The organism is Massilia polaris (genome assembly GCF_012927275.1).
In the GTDB taxonomy this organism is placed as follows: Bacteria; Pseudomonadota; Gammaproteobacteria; order Burkholderiales; family Burkholderiaceae_D; genus Telluria_A; species Telluria_A polaris.
The window spans coordinates 597,960-613,855 of sequence record NZ_JABBGG010000001.1 but is presented as its reverse complement, the minus strand read 5'-3'; the positions used below and the strand labels follow the sequence as shown (position 1 = coordinate 613,855).

The 15,896-nt window shown below is 65.2% G+C and carries 14 protein-coding genes; 8 read left to right on the top strand and 6 right to left on the bottom strand.

Going from position 1 to position 15,896, the window contains the following annotated elements:
- Positions 1 to 78: 78 nt before the first annotated feature.
- A complete protein-coding gene (locus HHL21_RS22245; protein WP_206085526.1) occupies positions 79 to 336 on the bottom strand; it encodes an REP-associated tyrosine transposase in 258 nt (85 codons plus the stop codon).
- Positions 231 to 1,508 (bottom strand): methyl-accepting chemotaxis protein, encoded by a 1,278-nt coding sequence (locus HHL21_RS02905; protein WP_169463718.1) that lies wholly within the window; start codon positions 1,506 to 1,508, stop codon positions 231 to 233. The genes HHL21_RS22245 and HHL21_RS02905 overlap by 106 nt, the downstream gene beginning before the upstream one ends.
- 190 nt (positions 1,509 to 1,698) lie before the next feature.
- Here HHL21_RS02905 and HHL21_RS02900 point away from each other — a divergent pair, with 190 nt between their 5' ends.
- Positions 1,699 to 2,076 carry a VOC family protein gene (locus HHL21_RS02900; RefSeq protein WP_169463717.1) on the top strand — a complete coding sequence of 126 codons (378 nt, stop codon included), beginning with the start codon at positions 1,699 to 1,701 and terminating at the stop codon, positions 2,074 to 2,076.
- A 13-nt stretch (positions 2,077 to 2,089) separates the two neighbouring features.
- On the opposite strand, the gene HHL21_RS02895 is transcribed toward HHL21_RS02900, so the two are convergent.
- A complete protein-coding gene (locus tag HHL21_RS02895) occupies positions 2,090 to 3,742 on the bottom strand; it encodes a peptide chain release factor 3 (RefSeq protein WP_169463716.1) in 1,653 nt (550 codons plus the stop codon).
- Positions 3,743 to 3,938: 196 nt separating this feature from the next.
- Between HHL21_RS02895 and HHL21_RS21540 the strand changes: the two genes are divergently transcribed.
- From HHL21_RS21540 to HHL21_RS21880, 6 genes are read left to right on the top strand one after another with little or no spacing between them, the layout of a single operon-like run.
- Positions 3,939 to 4,322 (top strand): type IV pilin protein, encoded by a 384-nt coding sequence (locus HHL21_RS21540; protein ID WP_169463715.1) that lies wholly within the window; start codon positions 3,939 to 3,941, stop codon positions 4,320 to 4,322.
- Positions 4,316 to 4,789, top strand: a complete 474-nt coding sequence (locus tag HHL21_RS02885) for a GspH/FimT family pseudopilin (protein WP_169463925.1) — start codon at positions 4,316 to 4,318, stop codon at positions 4,787 to 4,789. Before HHL21_RS21540 ends, HHL21_RS02885 begins: the two co-directional genes overlap by 7 nt.
- Positions 4,786 to 5,379, top strand: a complete 594-nt coding sequence (pilV, locus tag HHL21_RS02880) for a type IV pilus modification protein PilV (protein WP_169463714.1) — start codon at positions 4,786 to 4,788, stop codon at positions 5,377 to 5,379. Before HHL21_RS02885 ends, pilV begins: the two co-directional genes overlap by 4 nt.
- 13 nt (positions 5,380 to 5,392) lie before the next feature.
- Entirely contained in the window at positions 5,393 to 6,451 is a 1,059-nt protein-coding gene (locus tag HHL21_RS02875; protein WP_169463924.1) for a PilW family protein, read from the top strand.
- Positions 6,452 to 6,453: 2 nt separating this feature from the next.
- On the top strand, positions 6,454 to 7,014 hold the full coding sequence (locus tag HHL21_RS02870) for a pilus assembly PilX family protein (protein WP_169463713.1): 561 nt from the start codon (positions 6,454 to 6,456) through the stop codon (positions 7,012 to 7,014).
- Between the two features lie 11 nt (positions 7,015 to 7,025).
- A complete protein-coding gene (locus tag HHL21_RS21880; protein WP_169463712.1) occupies positions 7,026 to 10,322 on the top strand; it encodes a pilus assembly protein in 3,297 nt (1,098 codons plus the stop codon).
- A gap of 12 nt (positions 10,323 to 10,334) precedes the next feature.
- Here the strand turns inward: HHL21_RS21880 and HHL21_RS02860 are convergent, their stop codons facing one another.
- The gene (locus tag HHL21_RS02860) at positions 10,335 to 10,739 is read right to left on the bottom strand and encodes a type IV pilin protein (protein ID WP_169463711.1); all 405 of its coding nucleotides are present in this window, start codon (positions 10,737 to 10,739) and stop codon (positions 10,335 to 10,337) included.
- Between the two features lie 158 nt (positions 10,740 to 10,897).
- Here HHL21_RS02860 and HHL21_RS02855 point away from each other — a divergent pair, with 158 nt between their 5' ends.
- Positions 10,898 to 11,962: an RNA-guided endonuclease InsQ/TnpB family protein gene (locus HHL21_RS02855; RefSeq protein WP_169463710.1), complete on the top strand. Its 1,065-nt coding sequence runs from the start codon at positions 10,898 to 10,900 to the stop codon at positions 11,960 to 11,962.
- Positions 11,963 to 11,975: 13 nt separating this feature from the next.
- On the opposite strand, the gene HHL21_RS02850 is transcribed toward HHL21_RS02855, so the two are convergent.
- The gene (locus HHL21_RS02850) at positions 11,976 to 15,347 is read right to left on the bottom strand and encodes a pilus assembly protein (protein WP_169463709.1); all 3,372 of its coding nucleotides are present in this window, start codon (positions 15,345 to 15,347) and stop codon (positions 11,976 to 11,978) included.
- 7 nt (positions 15,348 to 15,354) lie between these two features.
- A complete protein-coding gene (locus tag HHL21_RS02845) occupies positions 15,355 to 15,894 on the bottom strand; it encodes a pilus assembly PilX family protein (RefSeq protein ID WP_169463708.1) in 540 nt (179 codons plus the stop codon).
- Between the last annotated feature and the right edge of the window lie 2 nt (positions 15,895 to 15,896).

Below are 15,896 nucleotides of genomic sequence, written 5' to 3'. Positions count from 1 at the left end.
GTCGATCTCGTCGCCATACCCCATCCAATCTTTGGGATAAATCCCATTCTTCACGTATCGGTGGAACGACGAATAAGGCTAATCGCAAGCGCGCAGAACCAGGCCGTGTTTCACTGGATTCAAATGCACGTAATTGACGTGTGCTTCGAAATCGCGTTCGTCGCGAATGGTGTGTTCCCAATAGCGCCGTTGCCAGATGCCGCGCTCCCCACGCTTCTTTCGCACCGGCGTCAACGGCTCCACGTTCGGCAATGATTTCGAAAAGTGGATTTTGATCGTCTTCCACCGTTTGGAGTAATCCGCATCCTCGGCGGGAAGCGTCCAAACACAGTGCATATGTTCGGGCAAGACGACCCACGCATCTCCCTGATCTCATGCGCCGCAGTCGCGCAACGCCGCGCCAGGGTGCGCACCTCGCTCGCCACCACCGCGAATCCGCTGCCATGCTCGCCCGCACGCGCCGCCTCCACCGCGGCATTCAGCGCCGGGATATTGGTCTGCGATGAAATCGCGTCGATCACGTCGACAATCTCCGCCACCTTGCACGAGCTGTCCTTGATCGAGGCCATCGTCAGCACCAGCCGCTCGACCACGCTACCGCCCCTCTGCGCCACCGACGACGCATTCTCGGCCAGCCGGTTTGCCAGCTCGACGTTGCTGGCAGTGCGGCTCACCGTTTCGGTCAGCTGCTCCACCGACGACACCGTGTGGTTCAGCGAACTGGCCTGCACTTCGGTACGGGTCGACAGGTCCGCATTGCCAAGCGCGATTTCGCGCGACGCCGTATCGATCGAGCGCGCCGAATCGAGGATGGTTTTCAGGGTGGCGTTCAAGTTGCGGATGCTGGCGTCGAGCACGCGCGATGTCTCGGCGATCTCGTCGCGCCCGTAGACCCGCTCGCGCACGGTCAGGTCGCCGCGCGCCAGGCCGGTCGCGGCCTGGCCGATGTCGCGCACCTCCCGCAGCAGCGCGCTGCGCACCGCGACGGTGATCGCCAGCGACAGCACCACCGACAACACGATCACCACCGGCATCAGGGTCGACATCGCCTTCGACATCGCATTGGCGCTGATCGAGCCGTCATCGCGCGACAATTCGATCACGTCGAGCACCGCCCTGACATACACGCGGTAGGCGGCAGCCGCCTCGTCGATGACGCGGCGTTCGCTGCTTCCGGCCAGTGTGCTGGCGGCCAGCGCGCGGAATTTGACGTCGATGCCCCGGTGGCGCGCGTGGATGTCGCGCGCCAGCGCATCGGTGCGCGGGGCCGTGAAGCTGGCGTACTGCCACGTCAGCAGCTGGTAGATTTCAGTGTGCGCCTGGTGGGCCGAGGAGACCAGGTCGGATGCGGCGCGGATGCTGCCGGCGCGCTGGTCGACGATGATGTCCAGCGACTGGTTCTGCCGCACCATCGCGTAGTACGCGCCGCACGACAGCAGCACCAGCAGCACCAGCACCACGCCAGGTGCGAGCAGCAGCTTCGGGCCGAGCCGTAGTTTGCTTAACATGTGTGTCTCCCCGACGCGCAGGCTGTGGTTTTATTTCCCACGCGCATCTTGCACTGTACGCCCGGCAGTGCCCGGATACTTGCGCGAGATCAACGGGAACGGAAGCGTACAGCGTGTGGCAACGAACAGACTCGCCGTCTATCGAGGCCTACGCTTGCTGGCTCACCAACCTTGATCCGGGGAGTGAAGCATGCTCAGCGACAGTGAAGCGATCGCCATGATCGCAGTGAAGGACCTTGACGCAGCAGCAAGGTTTTATGAAGGCACGCTTGGCTTGACCAGGCTGTCAACCGAAGGGGAGGAAGCCATTACTTATCGCAGTGGCAGCTCGAGGCTCAACGTCTATCGATCGCAATACGCGGCGACCAATAAGGCCACCTCCGCGCTCTGGAATGTAGGCGGGGACATTGACGCCGTCGCCGCCGGCCTGAAGGCCAAGGGCGTCACCTTCGAGCATTACGATATGCCTGACATGACACTCGAAGGCGACATTTACCGCAACGATGACTTTAAGGTCGCCTGGTTCAAAGATCCCGACGGCAACATCCTAAGCATCGTAAGCGGCTAGGTTCCGTACCCGGTCAGCCCAATTTTGCGGCGTGTTCGCGGGTCGCGTGGAAGGTCAGCTTCGGCCAGCGTTCCTGCGTCAGGCGCAGGTTGACGTTGGAGGTCGCCAGGTACGCCAGGTTGCCGGCCGCGTCGTAGGCGACGTTGTGGCCCAGCGCCGCTTCAAAGTCCGCCAGTACCCGCTTGTCGTCGCCCGATACCCAGCGCGCGCTGCTGATGCTGGTGCCTTCGAATACTGCATCGACGCCATACTCGTTCAGCAGGCGGCTCGCCACCACTTCAAACTGCAGCACGCCGACCGCGCCCAGGATGATGTCGCTGCCCTGCACCGGCTTGAACACCTGGACCGCGCCTTCTTCGCCCAGCTGCTGCAAGCCCTTGTGCAGCTGCTTGATCTTGAGCGGATTGCGGATGCGTACCGAACGGAAGAAGTCCGGCGCGAAGTAAGGAATGCCGGTAAATACCAGCATTTCGCCTTCCGAGAAGCTGTCGCCGATCTGCATGTTGCCGTGGTTCGGCAGGCCGATGATGTCGCCCGCGTACGCCTCTTCCACCTGTTCGCGCGACGACGCCATGAAGGTCACCACCGACGACACCTTGATCTCGCGCCCGAGGCGCAGGTGCTTGACCTTCATGCCGCGCTCGAAGCGCCCGGAGCACACGCGCAGGAAGGCGATACGGTCGCGGTGGGCCGGGTCCATGTTGGCCTGGATCTTGAAGACGAAGCCGGTGAACGGCTGCTCTTCCGGCGCGATGTCGCGCACGGTGGCGTTGCGCGGACGCGGCGCGGGCGCCCAGTCGACCAGCGCCGACAGGATCTCGCGCACGCCGAAGTTGTTGATCGCCGAACCGAAGAACACCGGCGTCTGCACGCCGGCCAGGAACTGCTCCAGGTCGAACGGGTGCGAGGCGCCGTGCACCAGCTCCACTTCGGTCTTGAGCTGTTCGATCTCGAGCGGGAACATCTCGGCCAGGCGCGGGTTGTCGATGCCCTTGACGATTTCGAAGGCGCCGTCGGCTTTTTCTTCGCCGGCGCGGAACAGCATGATCTCGTCGCGCAGCAGGTGGTACACGCCGCGGAAGTTCTTGCCCATGCCGATCGGCCAGGTCACCGGGGCGCACTGGATCTTCAGCACCGATTCGAGTTCGTCCAGCAGTTCAAGCGGGTCGCGCGTTTCGCGGTCAAGCTTGTTCATGAAGGTGACGATCGGCGTACTGCGCATGCGGCAGACGTCGAGCAGCTTGATGGTCTGCGCTTCCACGCCCTTGGCCGCGTCGATCACCATCAGGGCCGAGTCGACTGCGGTCAGCACGCGGTAGGTGTCTTCCGAGAAGTCCTGGTGGCCCGGGGTGTCGAGCAGGTTGATCACGTGGTCGCGGAATTCGAACTGCATCACCGACGAGGCCACCGAGATGCCGCGCTGCTTTTCGATCTCCATCCAGTCCGAGGTCGCATGGCGTCCGCTCTTGCGCGCCTTGACCGTGCCGGCCATCTGGATCGCACCGGAGAACAGCAGCAGTTTTTCGGTCAGCGTGGTTTTACCGGCGTCCGGGTGGGAGATGATGCCGAAGGTGCGGCGGCGCTGCACTTCGCGCGCAATGGCGGCCGGCGCCTTGGAGGCGCTGGCGCCGGATTCTGGTGTTGATGCTGCGATATCGTCGGACATGGTCTGAGCCGGTTTGGCTTCTGCGAAAAACCTTCGATTTTACCGTCTCTTGCCCCCGGTGTGTGAACTGAATCGGGCTGCCGGCAGATGCCGGCTGTGGCATTGTCAGCGTTTTGTCAGGATTACTTCAGGGAAATGCAAGCTTAAGTGTTTATACTGAGCAACATCTTCCCTCAATGCACCTGCAGAGCACACCATGAACCGTCAACGTGGCTTCACCCTGATTGAAATGATGGTCGTCGTCGCCATCATCGGCATGCTGGCGGCGATCGCCTACCCGGCCTACGGCAGCTACCTGGTCAAGGGAAACCGCGGCGCGGCCCAGTCGCACATGATGGAGCTGGCGCAGGCCCAGGCGCAGTTTCTGGTCGACAACCGCGCCTACGCCGATTCCGTCACGGATCTCGGCATGACAACGCCAGCGGCGGTCTCGTCGAAGTACGACATCACGATCGAGGCGAGCGACGGGCCGCCGGGCTTCACCATCACGGCGGAGCCAAAAACCGGCACCAACCAGCACGGCGACGATACGCTGACAATCAACCAGAGCGGGACCAGGTCCCCGGCGGACAAATGGTAGCGGCACGGCGCGCGCGCGGCTTCACGCTGCCCGAACTGCTGGCCGGGGTTGCCGTGATGGCGATTCTCGCCACGGTTGCCGCGCCGTCGTTCTCGGAACTGATCGCCGGCCAGCGCGTCAAAAGCGCGGCATCCGACGTGTTCGCGTCGCTGCTGCGCACGCGCAGCGAGGCAATCAAGCGCAACACCGCCATCACCTTGTCGCCGGCTGACGAGGGCTGGGCGTCGGGCTGGAACATCGCCCATCCAACCGACGGCGACATCCTGCTGGACGACCACGGCGCCATTACCGGCGCCACCATCGACGGCCCGTCAAGCGTGACCTACCTGCCTAACGGCCGTCTCAGCGGAACCACCGCGCCGTCGTTCGATATCGAAGTCGACGGCAGCAGCCAGCGCCGCTGTGTCGAAATCGACCTGTCCGGCCGCCCCTATCAGAAACCGACCGCCTGCGTTCCCGCCCAATGACCCATCTCCCCTACGCCCACATCCGGCGCCAGCGCGGCACCACGCTGGTCGAAGTGCTCGTCACGGTGGTCGTACTGGCCTTCGGCCTGCTCGGCATCGCCGCTTTCCAGGCCAAGGCCCAAGTGGGATCGATCGAAGCCTACCAGCGCGCCCAGGCCGTGGTGCTGCTGGAAGACCTGCAGGCCCGCATGTCGGGCAACCCGGCACAGGCCGCTGGGTATGTCACCGACGCCGAAACACCGCTCGGCACTGACGACGAGCCGGGCAACTGCAGCACGCTCACCGAGCGCAGCGCGCGCGACAAGTGCGAATGGAGCACGGCGCTGCAAGGCGCCGCCGAGGTCAAGGGCGAGGCCGACGTCAACGCCGGCGCCATGCTCGGCGCGCGCGGCTGCGTCACCGAGATCCAGGCGCGCGACGCTGCGCCCGGCGTGTGCCAGCCAGGCATCTACCAGTTGACCGTTGCGTGGCAGGGCATGCATGCCACGCGCGCGCCGTCGCACGTTTGCGGCAATGGCGAATACGGCGCTGAAACCCACCGCCGCGCGATCGGCGCACGGGTCGCCGTCGGCGTCCCTGACTGCAAATAACCGCGAGACGACGATGCCAGCCTTCCGCCCGACCCTGCTCCGCGCGCAACGCGGTTTCTCGCTGTCCGAACTGATGATCGCGGCCACCATCGGCCTGCTGATCCTGGCCGGCATGACCACCCTGTTCGTCAACAACAGCCGCGCCCAGGCCGAAATTGAAAAGGCCAACCGCCAGATCGAGAACGGCCGCTTTGCGATGCAGGCGTTGACGGCCGACCTGCGCAACGCCGGATTCTACGGCGAATTCGACCCGACCGTGCTTGCCAGCCCGGCCGACTTGCCCGATCCGTGCGCGCTGACGGTGGCCGCGCTGAAAGGCGCGCTGCCGCTGCCGGTCCAGGGCATCGACGATGCTGACGCCGATGCGCTCGACTGCCTGCCCGGCCTTGTCGCCGGCACCGATGTCATCGTGGTGCGCCGTACCGCCACCTGCATCGCCGGAACGGCCGGATGCGCGCCCGTGAGCGATGGCGGCCCATTTTTCCAGGCCTCGCTGTGCACCGCCGCGGCCGAGCTTGGGTCCGGCGACACCGCCGACTTCTATGGCCTCGACATCGTCACCACGACGCTGGACAGGCACCAGCGCAACTGCACGACGGCCGCCGCGATCAGGCGCTACCTGACCCATGTCTATTACATCTCGGCGAATGACCGCGAAGCCGACGGCGTGCCGACGCTGAAACGCGCCGAACTTGGCGTGACCGGTACCGCGCTGTCGATCACCGAAGTCCCGCTGGTGAACGGCATCGAAAACCTGCAAGTCGAATACGGCCTCGATACCGGCGCCGACGGCGTCGCCGACCTGTTCACCGCCAGCCCCGCGACCGCCGCAAGCTGCGCCGATGCCGCGTGCGCCGTCGCCAACTGGCGCAACGTGGTCTCGGTCAAGCTCAACCTGCTGGCCCGCAACCTCGAGCCAACCGCCGGCTTCACTGACGACAAGCGTTACAAGCTCGGACTCGACGCCGCCGGTGAAGAGGTCGTCTACGATCCCGAAAATGACGCCTACAAGCGCCACGTATTCCAGTCGCTGGTCGCCCTGCCTAATCCCGCCGGAAGGAAAACGCCGTGAAAATGCTGCACCGACAACAGGGCATCACCCTGATCATGGCGCTGGTGATGCTGGTGGTCCTGACCATGCTGGCCCTGACCAGCTTCAACATGAACCAGTCGAACCTCCAGATTGTCAGCAACATGCAGCAGCGCGACGAGGCGCTGGCCGCGGCGCGCGAGGTGATCGAGGAAACCATCAGCAGCACGCGCTTTTTCGAAACGCCCTCGAACGTGCTTGCCAACCCATGCGGCGCCAACAACCAGCGCTGCGTGGACGTCAATGGCGACGGCGTCACCGATGTCACGGTAGCCATCACGCCCGCCCCGCGATGCGTGAAGGCCCAGTCGATCAAGTCGTCCGACCTGGACCTGGCCGAGCCGGAAGACCTGGGCTGCTCGATCGGCGCCAACCAGAACTGGGCCACCGAAGGCGCCACCACCGGCAATTCGACATGCGCCAACAGCATCTGGGACGTCCATGTGGTCGCCACCGACGCGGTCACCGAAGCCCAGGTGGAAGTCAACCAGGGCATCGCCGTGCGTGTCGCGGAAGATGACATCGCAACCAACTGCCCTAACTAAAAGAGGTCGCCATGAAACGCAGCACCGGAACGAAACTGATCGCGCTCTCGCTGTGCGCCAGCCTTGGCTTTATCTCGCCGCAGGTCGCGCTGGCTGACGATATCGATATTTTCCTCGGCACTTCGGCCGGCACGACGATCGTGCCGCGCATCCTGATCGTGCTCGACAACACGTCGAACTGGTCGCGCCAGAACCAGCAGTGGCCGGGCGGGAAAACCCAGGGCCAGGCCGAGGCCGATGCGGTGCGCACCGCGATCGGCGAGGTCGATGAACGTGTCAGCGTCGGCTTGATGGAGTTTGTCACCGGCGGCAACGCAAACGACGACGGCGGTTTCATCCGCTCCGCGGTGCGCGAAATGAGCGCGGTCAACCGGACGCTGATGGCTGCCCAGCTGACGACCATTTCGAACAACATCAACAGTCCTGACGAGAAACGCAATTCGGGTACGCCGTACGGCAACCTGATGTTCGACGTGTACAACTACTTCGCGGGTGCGAATTCGTATTCGCCTTCGGCTACCCTGGCATCCAAGGCCGACACCGCCGGCTACTCGACCGCGTTCAGCCGTTTCCGTTCGCCGCTCACGGCGGACAACACCTGCGGACGCAGCTTTGTCATCTTCATCGGCAACCCAAGCGCCAGCGGACCAAGCGCCGACAACGCTGCCAACACCGCGCGCCTGGCCGCCCTGAACGGCAGCACGCCGCCCCAGCTCGGCCTGCCGAACTTCACCAGCCAGAGCGTCAGCACGCCCACCGAGGTCGGCACCACCAGCGCATGCTATGCCAGCGCGACTGCGGCCGCCGCCGCGCTTCCGGCCTTCAGCACCACCTGCGCCAACTTCACTGACGGCTGCAAGATCGGCACCGTCACCGCCAATGACGGCGCCACCGCCTGTGCCGCAGGGACCAGCAAGTACACCGTGGTCGGCACCGACACCGAGATCACCAACGTCGCCACCGGCACCACCAGCACCGACACCAAGCCATACAACGCCGACGAATGGTCGCGCTTCATGCACGACAAAGGCATTCCAGTCAGCGGCGCCACCGTGCGGCCGTCGGTCACCACCTACACCATCGACGTCTACAACAAGCAGCCGAACGCCCAGCACACCTCGCTCATGATGGGCATGGCGAAGGCCGGCGGCGGGCGCTACTTCGTCGCCAAGAACGAGCAGTCGATCGTCGATGCGCTGCGCGAAATCATGGTCGAGATCCAGGCGGTGAACACCTCGTTCGCGTCGACCAGCCTGCCGGTCAACGCCACCAACCGTTCGCAGAACATGAACCAGGTCTTCATCGGCATGTTCCGTCCCGATCCGGCCGCCAAGCCGCGCTGGTTCGGCAACCTGAAACGCTACCAGCTGATCGCCCGCGGCGCCGACATCGAACTGGCCGACGCCGCCGGCAGCGTCGCGGTCAATCCACTGACCGGTTTCGTGACGCCGTGCGCCAAGAGCTACTGGACGCGCGACAGCGGCAACTACTGGGCCAACAAGGGCATCACCCCCGATCCGATCGGCACCTGCACGCTCGGCACGCTCGACAAATACTCCGACGCGCCGGACGGCCCGCAGGTTGAAAAAGGCGGCGCCGCCCAGGTCCTGCGCGAAGGGAACCTCGGCACGACCGCCGCCGCGACCGAGTCGGTCACCCGCAACATGCTGACAGTGGAAAACGGCGCGCTGGTCGATTTCAGCACCGCCAACACCGGACTGCATCCGAGCCTGGTCAACTACATCCGCGGCGAGGACACCGAGAACGAAAAGCTGAACGACCAGACCACCAAGACACGCCCGTCGATCCACGGCGACGTGATCCACTCGCGTCCGCTGCCGGTCAACTACGGCAGCGGCGGCGTCACCGTGTACTACGGCGCTAACGACGGCACCCTGCGCGCGGTCGATGCCGCCAACGGGACCGAGCGCTGGTCGTTCGTGGCGCCCGAGTTCTTCTCGCGCCTGTCGCGCATCCGGAACAACAGCCCGCGCATCAGCTATCCGGGCATGAGCGATGAATTCATCCCGCCGCCGCGCCCGAAGGACTACTTCTTCGACGGCTCGATCGGGGTCTACCAGAACGCCAACAACAGCAAGGTCTGGATCTTCCCGAGCATGCGCCGCGGCGGCCGGATGCTGTACGGGATCGACGTCACCACGCCGGCCACGCCCGTCTTCAAGTGGCGCGCAGGCTGCCCGAACCTGACCAACGATACCGGCTGCACCACAGGCATGGAAGGCATCGGCCAGACCTGGTCGACGCCGAGCGCCGCCTTCATCAAGGGCTTCTCGACGACCACCCCGGTCGTGGTGGTGGGCGGCGGCTACGACAGCTGCGAAGACGCGAATAGCAAATCGCCCGCCTGCACCGGCAGCAAGGGCGGCTTCATCTACGTGCTGAACGCCGATACCGGGGCGCTGCTCCGCTCGTTCTCCACGGACAAGCCGGTCGCTGCCGACATCGCCATGGTCGACGTCGACAACGACAGCTATCCCGACTACGCCTATGCTGCCGACACCGGCGGCAACCTGTACCGCGTCGATTTCATCGCCAGCCCGACCACGCGCGTCGCGCTCAGCAGCACGCAGTGGACCCGGCGCAAAGTCGCATCGACCGGCGACGGACGCAAGTTCCTGTTTGCGCCAGCGCTGCTGTACTCGCAGAACAAGGTGTATGTGGCGATCGGCAGCGGCGACCGCGAACATCCGCTGCGCGAACAGTATCCGTACGCCGGCGTGGAGAACCGCTTCTATGTCTATCGCGACGACCTCACCGCGTCGGCGCTCACGCTGCCGACGGAGCTCGACTCGCTGGAGAATTACACCACGCTGGACAGCTGCACCACGGCCCCGATCTTGCCCGATTCGCTCAAGGCTGGCTGGTTCATCAAGCTGAACCAGAACGGCCAGGGCGAGCAGGTGGTGACGTCGGCCCTGATCGCGGGCGGCATGGTGACCTTCAGCACCAACCGGCCGGTGCCGAAGCTGGAAGGCAGCTGCTCGACCACGCTGGGCGAAGCGCGCGGCTACTGGGTCAACCTGCTGAACGGTTCAGGCGCGATCGGAGTGCAAGGAGCATGCGGCGGACGCCGTTCGTCGGTGTTTGTCGGTGGCGGCCTGCCGCCGTCGCCGGTGTTCGCATCCGGCGTGGATGTGGGTGGGAACTCGGTGTCAGTGGTGCTGGGTGCGGCCCAGAAGGACGGCGACAACAGCGGCGGCGTCAGCGTGCCGATCAGCCCGCAGCGCATCCGCCCGGCGATCTCGTCGAAGCGCAAGCGCGCCTACACCTACACCAAAGGAGATTAAGCGGGGCCGGACTTACCAGCAGCCGCTGGCATCGGCGCCTTGCGCGCCGGTGCCCGACAGGGTCAGCGTGCCGCATTCGTCATCGGCCTGCGCGTTGGCTGGAACCGCCTGCAGCATGAACCCGTCCGCATCGGGATCTTCCACGAAGCTGACGTTGTAGCGCACCTCGGCGCCGCCGGCATTGCGCGGCACTACCGCCGTCACCAGCGCGGCGCCTTCGTAGCTGTTGTTGGTCGTGTAGAAGCGCTCCATGAACTGCGCCGTTTCAGCCAGCACGGCCTGGGCGCTGGTGCGGTGCGAGCGCAGGATGTACTGGGTGTACGACGGGATCGCGATCGCGGACAGGATGCCCACCACCACCAGCACCACCATCAATTCGACCAGGGTGAATCCCCGGCTTCGCATTTGCTTGTTCATCAGATTTGCTCCGAGAAACCTTGTCCTTCAGGACGAGGAGTGAAAGGAGCCGACTGCGAATTGCGCAGCAATTCGGGCCCCGTAAAAAGACATGCCGCAGCAGTCGATGCCTTGGTTGTGAGAGTGGAACCATGGCCGACAATTGCTGTCGAACGTGGATGAAACTGGTTTACCGCTATCGCGTCAAGTCGCTGACCGGCTTGCTGAACAAGCAGGCCAGGACAGTCAACTTCGTCTGGAACTACTGCAACGACAGGCAAAACGATGCGCTGCGTTTCGGTCGCCGCTGGCATACCGGTTTTGACCTGGTCAAGCTCACCACGGGGTGCAGCAAGGAGCTTGGCCTTCACTCGGGTACGGTCAACGACGTGTGCCAGCAGTACGCCAGGTCGCGCTCCGGGTCGCGCCGGCCCTACCTTCGCTATCGCGGCAGGAAGTCGCTGGGCTGGGGGCCGTTGAAAGGACGTGAACTGAAACGCGAAGGCAATGCCTTCCGCTTCGCCGGCAATACCTTCCGCGTATTCCATTCGCGCGCGCTGCCCGAAGGAAAAATCACCGATGGGACCAACTTCTCGCGCGACCGGTGCGGCAACTGGTTCCTCAATATCGTCCTTGAAGTGCCGGCGGCTCCCGCCCGCTTGCCGGTGCGCGCTGTGGGAATCGATCTTGGCCTGAAAGACCTGGCGACACTGAGCGACGGCAGCCGCATCGCGGCGCCGCACATCTACCGTGCCAGCGAGGCGGCACTGGCGGTGGCCCAGCGCGCGCGTAAGAAGAAGCGGGTCGCGGCGATCCACGCACGGATTGCCAATCGCCGCCGCCATTACCTGCACACCTGCACCAGCGCCATCGTCGGCGCGTTCGACTATATCGTGGTCGGTAATATCAATGCATCCGCGCTCGCCAGGACCAGCATGGCGAAGTCCGTCTACGATGTCGGCTGGTCGTCTTTCCGCACACAACTGGCGTACAAGGCTGTTAAGCATGGCGCCTGGTTTGAAGAAGTGAACGAAAGCTTTACCACCCAGATCTGCTCGGATTGTGGCGCTGTTCCCGATTCGCGGCCGAAAGGTATCGCAGACCTTGGAAGCATGTTCACTGAACATGCGAAAGAATGGCGTTGCTGTGATTGCGGAGCGGTACATGATCGGGATCTCAATGCTGCGCTAAACATTCTCCGTCGCGGACGTGCGACGCTAGCTGTAGGAATCCCCGACGTTTAGGCCGGGGAGGACGTCAACGCTGCAGTTCCCGCCAGTTGATGCGGCCAAGGTTGGCCGCACTCTTGTTGATCCCGCCAGTATCGATTTCGCCGCCGCTGCCGACCACGCCGCCGGTGACGATGCCGGTACTGCCCGATAGCTGCGGCGGGATCGTGCGTACCGTCGTCGTCACCGTATAGCCGCCGCCGGCCAGCGCGGTATGCACCACCGTCGTAATGGTCGTGCTGCCGTCAGGGTTGGTGACCGTCGTCGTCGGCGGCGCAAGCGGCACCACGCTGGACTGCTCGCCCGCGCCTGGCTGGAACACGCCCTTCGGATCATCCTCGCCCGGCGCCCATGTGCCCGGAACCGCGTCCGACGCGCCATCATCCTGCGGCGGCGACTTTGTCCAGCCGGTGTCGGCCATGCACTTGTTGTTCGGGTGGTGCCAGTAGATCAGGTACTCGGCCACCAGTTTCGTTTTCATCGCGCTGGCTTTCAGGCGGTATCCGAGGTCGGGCCGGCCGGTCACGTTCATCTGTATCTCGGCGTCGGTCACCGTTGAATCGACCACCTGCACGGTCAGCGCGCCGTTGCGCCATTCGCCCAGCGGGCCGGCGGTTGGACGCTCGACCGCGATGCCGGCGCATTGCGGTCGGATCGGATGCAGCCCGGTGCGGGTGACGCCGGTGCCCCAGTTCTTGACGTTAAACGCATCCAGCGGCATCGCCAGTTCGAGGTCGCGCACCGAGCCGATCTTGTAGGTGGCCAGCGTGGCGGTCTTCAGCCCGGCGGCGGTCTGGAAGTTGAACACCGGGCCGTCGTAGGTGGCGTTGGTGAGCGCGCCGTTCTCGGCGCCGCCGATGCGCAGTGTGACCGCCGGCGAATAGGCCTGGTTCGATATCAGCACCTTGAAGCGGAAATTGGGCACGGTCTCGATGGTCGTGATGACGGTCTCCCAGCTGCGCACGGTGGTGCGCCACGAATAAGGATAACGGCCATTGCGGTCGCGCGAACCGACGCTGACCGCCTCGCCGATGGTCAGCGTGGTGGTATAGCGGGTCTTGGTGATCTTGCTGGCGGCGCTGTCGTCGGCGCTCGACGACGGGAAGCCCGGCAGCGGAACCGGCGTCGTGTGCTGGTAGTTGTAGCTGTCGCCGGGTACGTTGCGTGCCGACTTGCCGCCTTCGGTCGACGTCGATACCAGGGTCACCCCGGCGGCCGGATAGGCTTCGCGGTCCTCGAAGTTGGGCGTGTTGGGCGCGTGCGTGATGACCGAATTGGACTTTGAGCGGTGTACGCGCTGGAAGTCCTGGCTCGGGCGCAGCGTGTCGATGCCGATGCGGTCGTAGATGTCGTCGTACTCGTGCACGTGCACGTAGTTCAGGGTATCGGTGTCGCCGCCGCTTTCGCGCCCGACCGAGTACACGCCGGTGGAGGCGTAGATGGTGCGGTAGGTCGAGGTGGCGGCGCCGCAGTTCTTGTAGCAGATGAAGTCGGTATCGAAGTGGCCGCCCGACACCCCGCGCTGGCCGTCCACCGTCGCGATGGTGGTGTTGACCGTTTCGGCCGGCGGTGCGCTGTTGCGGTCGTAGTTCGACTGGAATACGTCGACGCCGTCGGCCGACAGCGCGATCAGCTGCGAGCGCACGCCGCCGCCCATGTAGCGTCCGACCGGATCGTCTTCATTGACCTTGTCGTCGGAGGTGAACTGGTTGTCGCCGTTCAGGTCGAACAGCGTGGCGCCGGCGTCGCCGCCGGTCAGCGCGTTCAGCTGCATCCACCAGTTTTCGCCGGGCGGCACACTGGTGGTGTTGACTGCCGGGTTGGTGCTGAAGAACTGGAAGATGTCGCCGGTGACGAAGGCGCCGTCGCCGACCACGCGCTCGCCGCCGATCGGCAGGCGGGTACGCCAGCCGGCATGGTGGCCGGCGCGCCAGTCGGGCGCGTTGCGGGTGGCGATGCGTACGCGCGTGGCCTGGCTGGCGCCCGAGTAGCTCGCTTCGGTCAGCGTCTGTTCGAGCAGCGCCGTGTTCGACGACGGCTTGCCATCCCAGATGCCGTAAGCGTAATGGCTGGCGGTGTTGTCGGCGTCGTCGCTGTCGAGCATGCGGCCGGTCACGAAGGTCACCATCACGCCGCCGAGCGGGTGGCGCATCAGGCCGGGCGCCATCGTGATCGCCTGGCTGGCGCCGAGCGTATTGGTATGCAGCACGCGCGCCGCCGCGGTGTACGGTGCCGCCAGGCTGACCTTCCACAGGTTGCCGTTGATGTCGCCGGCGTAGGCGGTGTCCTTGCGGCCGTCGCCGTTCGAATCCCACAGCGATGGCGACGACAGGCCGTTGGGCGCGTCCTCGCTGCCCTCGCCGGTGTCGATGGCCTTGATCAGGGCGCCGGTGCGGGCATTGACCAGGTAGAGCACCGCGTGGCCGTTGCCGGTGTTGTTGTAGCCGTTGCCGATCACCAGCGCGTTGGTGCCGTCGGGCAGCGTGGCCAGCGTCGGCGCGCCGTAGGTGTCGCCGAGGTCCTCGAAACCGGTCGACTCGCTGGTGACTTCCCACAGCACCTTGGTGGCGGCATTCGCCTCCGAGGTGGCGTTGGCATTGGTGACGTCGAGCGCGAACATGGCCTTGCCGCCCCCGCCGAGGGTGCCGGCCAGGATGGTCTGCGCGCCCATCTTCTTGACGTCCATGCGGCCGTCGACATAGTACTTGTGGCTGTACGCCTGGCTGGCCAGCATGCCCAGCTTGGGCAGCAGCACCTGCGGGACATAGGCGAACCGTTCGGTGCCGTCCTGCGCATTAATCGCATGCAGCATGCCGTCATTGGCGCCAATGAACACGGTCTGGTTGACGCCGTCGTTCCAGTACACCGGGGTCGAATGGATGATGTCGCCGAGGACCGTCGCGCGGGCCCTGAACTGGCCGGCCGCGCTGCCTTCGTTGGCGCTGCTGCCGCGGAGGTAGTCGAGCAAGGCCGAGCTGGAGGCGCCCGCCGAGCCGGCGTCGAGCGCCTCGCGCTGGCCGCCGGCCCCTTGCGACAGGTCGGCCCAGCGGAACGGGATGCCGGCGCCGTTCTTGATCGTGACTATGAAACGGGTGTCGGCGGCGGCCTGCAGCTTGATCTTGGCGGCAGCGCCGCCCGGGCCCCACTCGTCAACCGTGCCGATCGCGCCGGCGGAAGTGACGGGATAGGCGTGGACGTTGCCGGTCCAGTTGCGCGAGCTGTAGTCGATCGAGTACATCCGGGCGGTGCCGGTGGCGACGTTGGTGCTGGAGACGGCGGGCTGGCCGACATAGCCGACCGGCTGCGCATCGGGATTGAACACGCCCGCGGCGCCGGCCAGCAAGGCCGCTGCCGCCGCCAGCGCGGCCACGCTTGCCACTGCCACGAGTTTCATGTTCATAGCCATCTCAGTCGCAAATGTTGGTGAAGACGCGGAAACGTACGGTCGACTGCACGAAGGCGGCGGCGCCGCCGTTGCCCTGGCCGCGCGCGGTGATGCGCGCCAGCCCGTATTCGCACTGGCCGGCGCTCGAGGTCCGGAACGGCGGGCTGACGATTTCGACGATGTAGCGCGGCTGCTCGTCGAGCGCGCCGATGTGGTTGGCGCTGGTGGCGAAGGTGCGCGTCAGCGTCTCCGAACTCCAGTCGATCTCGCGCCAGCTGCTGGCCGCGTCGGGCTGGCGGCACAGGCCGCCCTCGCAGGTGGCGCTGAAGCTGCTCGAATCGTAGGGGTCGAAGGGCGCGCCGGTAAACAAGGTCGCCTCGGCGTCGCGCAGCACCGATTCCGCCGCCTGCAGCGCGACCTGCTGGTCGCGCGCGTTGCGCGCCATGCGCTCCTCAAGCGTCCCGCTACGCACCATGGCCAGCACGAACATGGTCAGCACGAGCAGGAAGATCAGTGCGGTGACGAGGATGGCGCCGCGCTGCCGCGCGGGCGTGTGGGGCATGG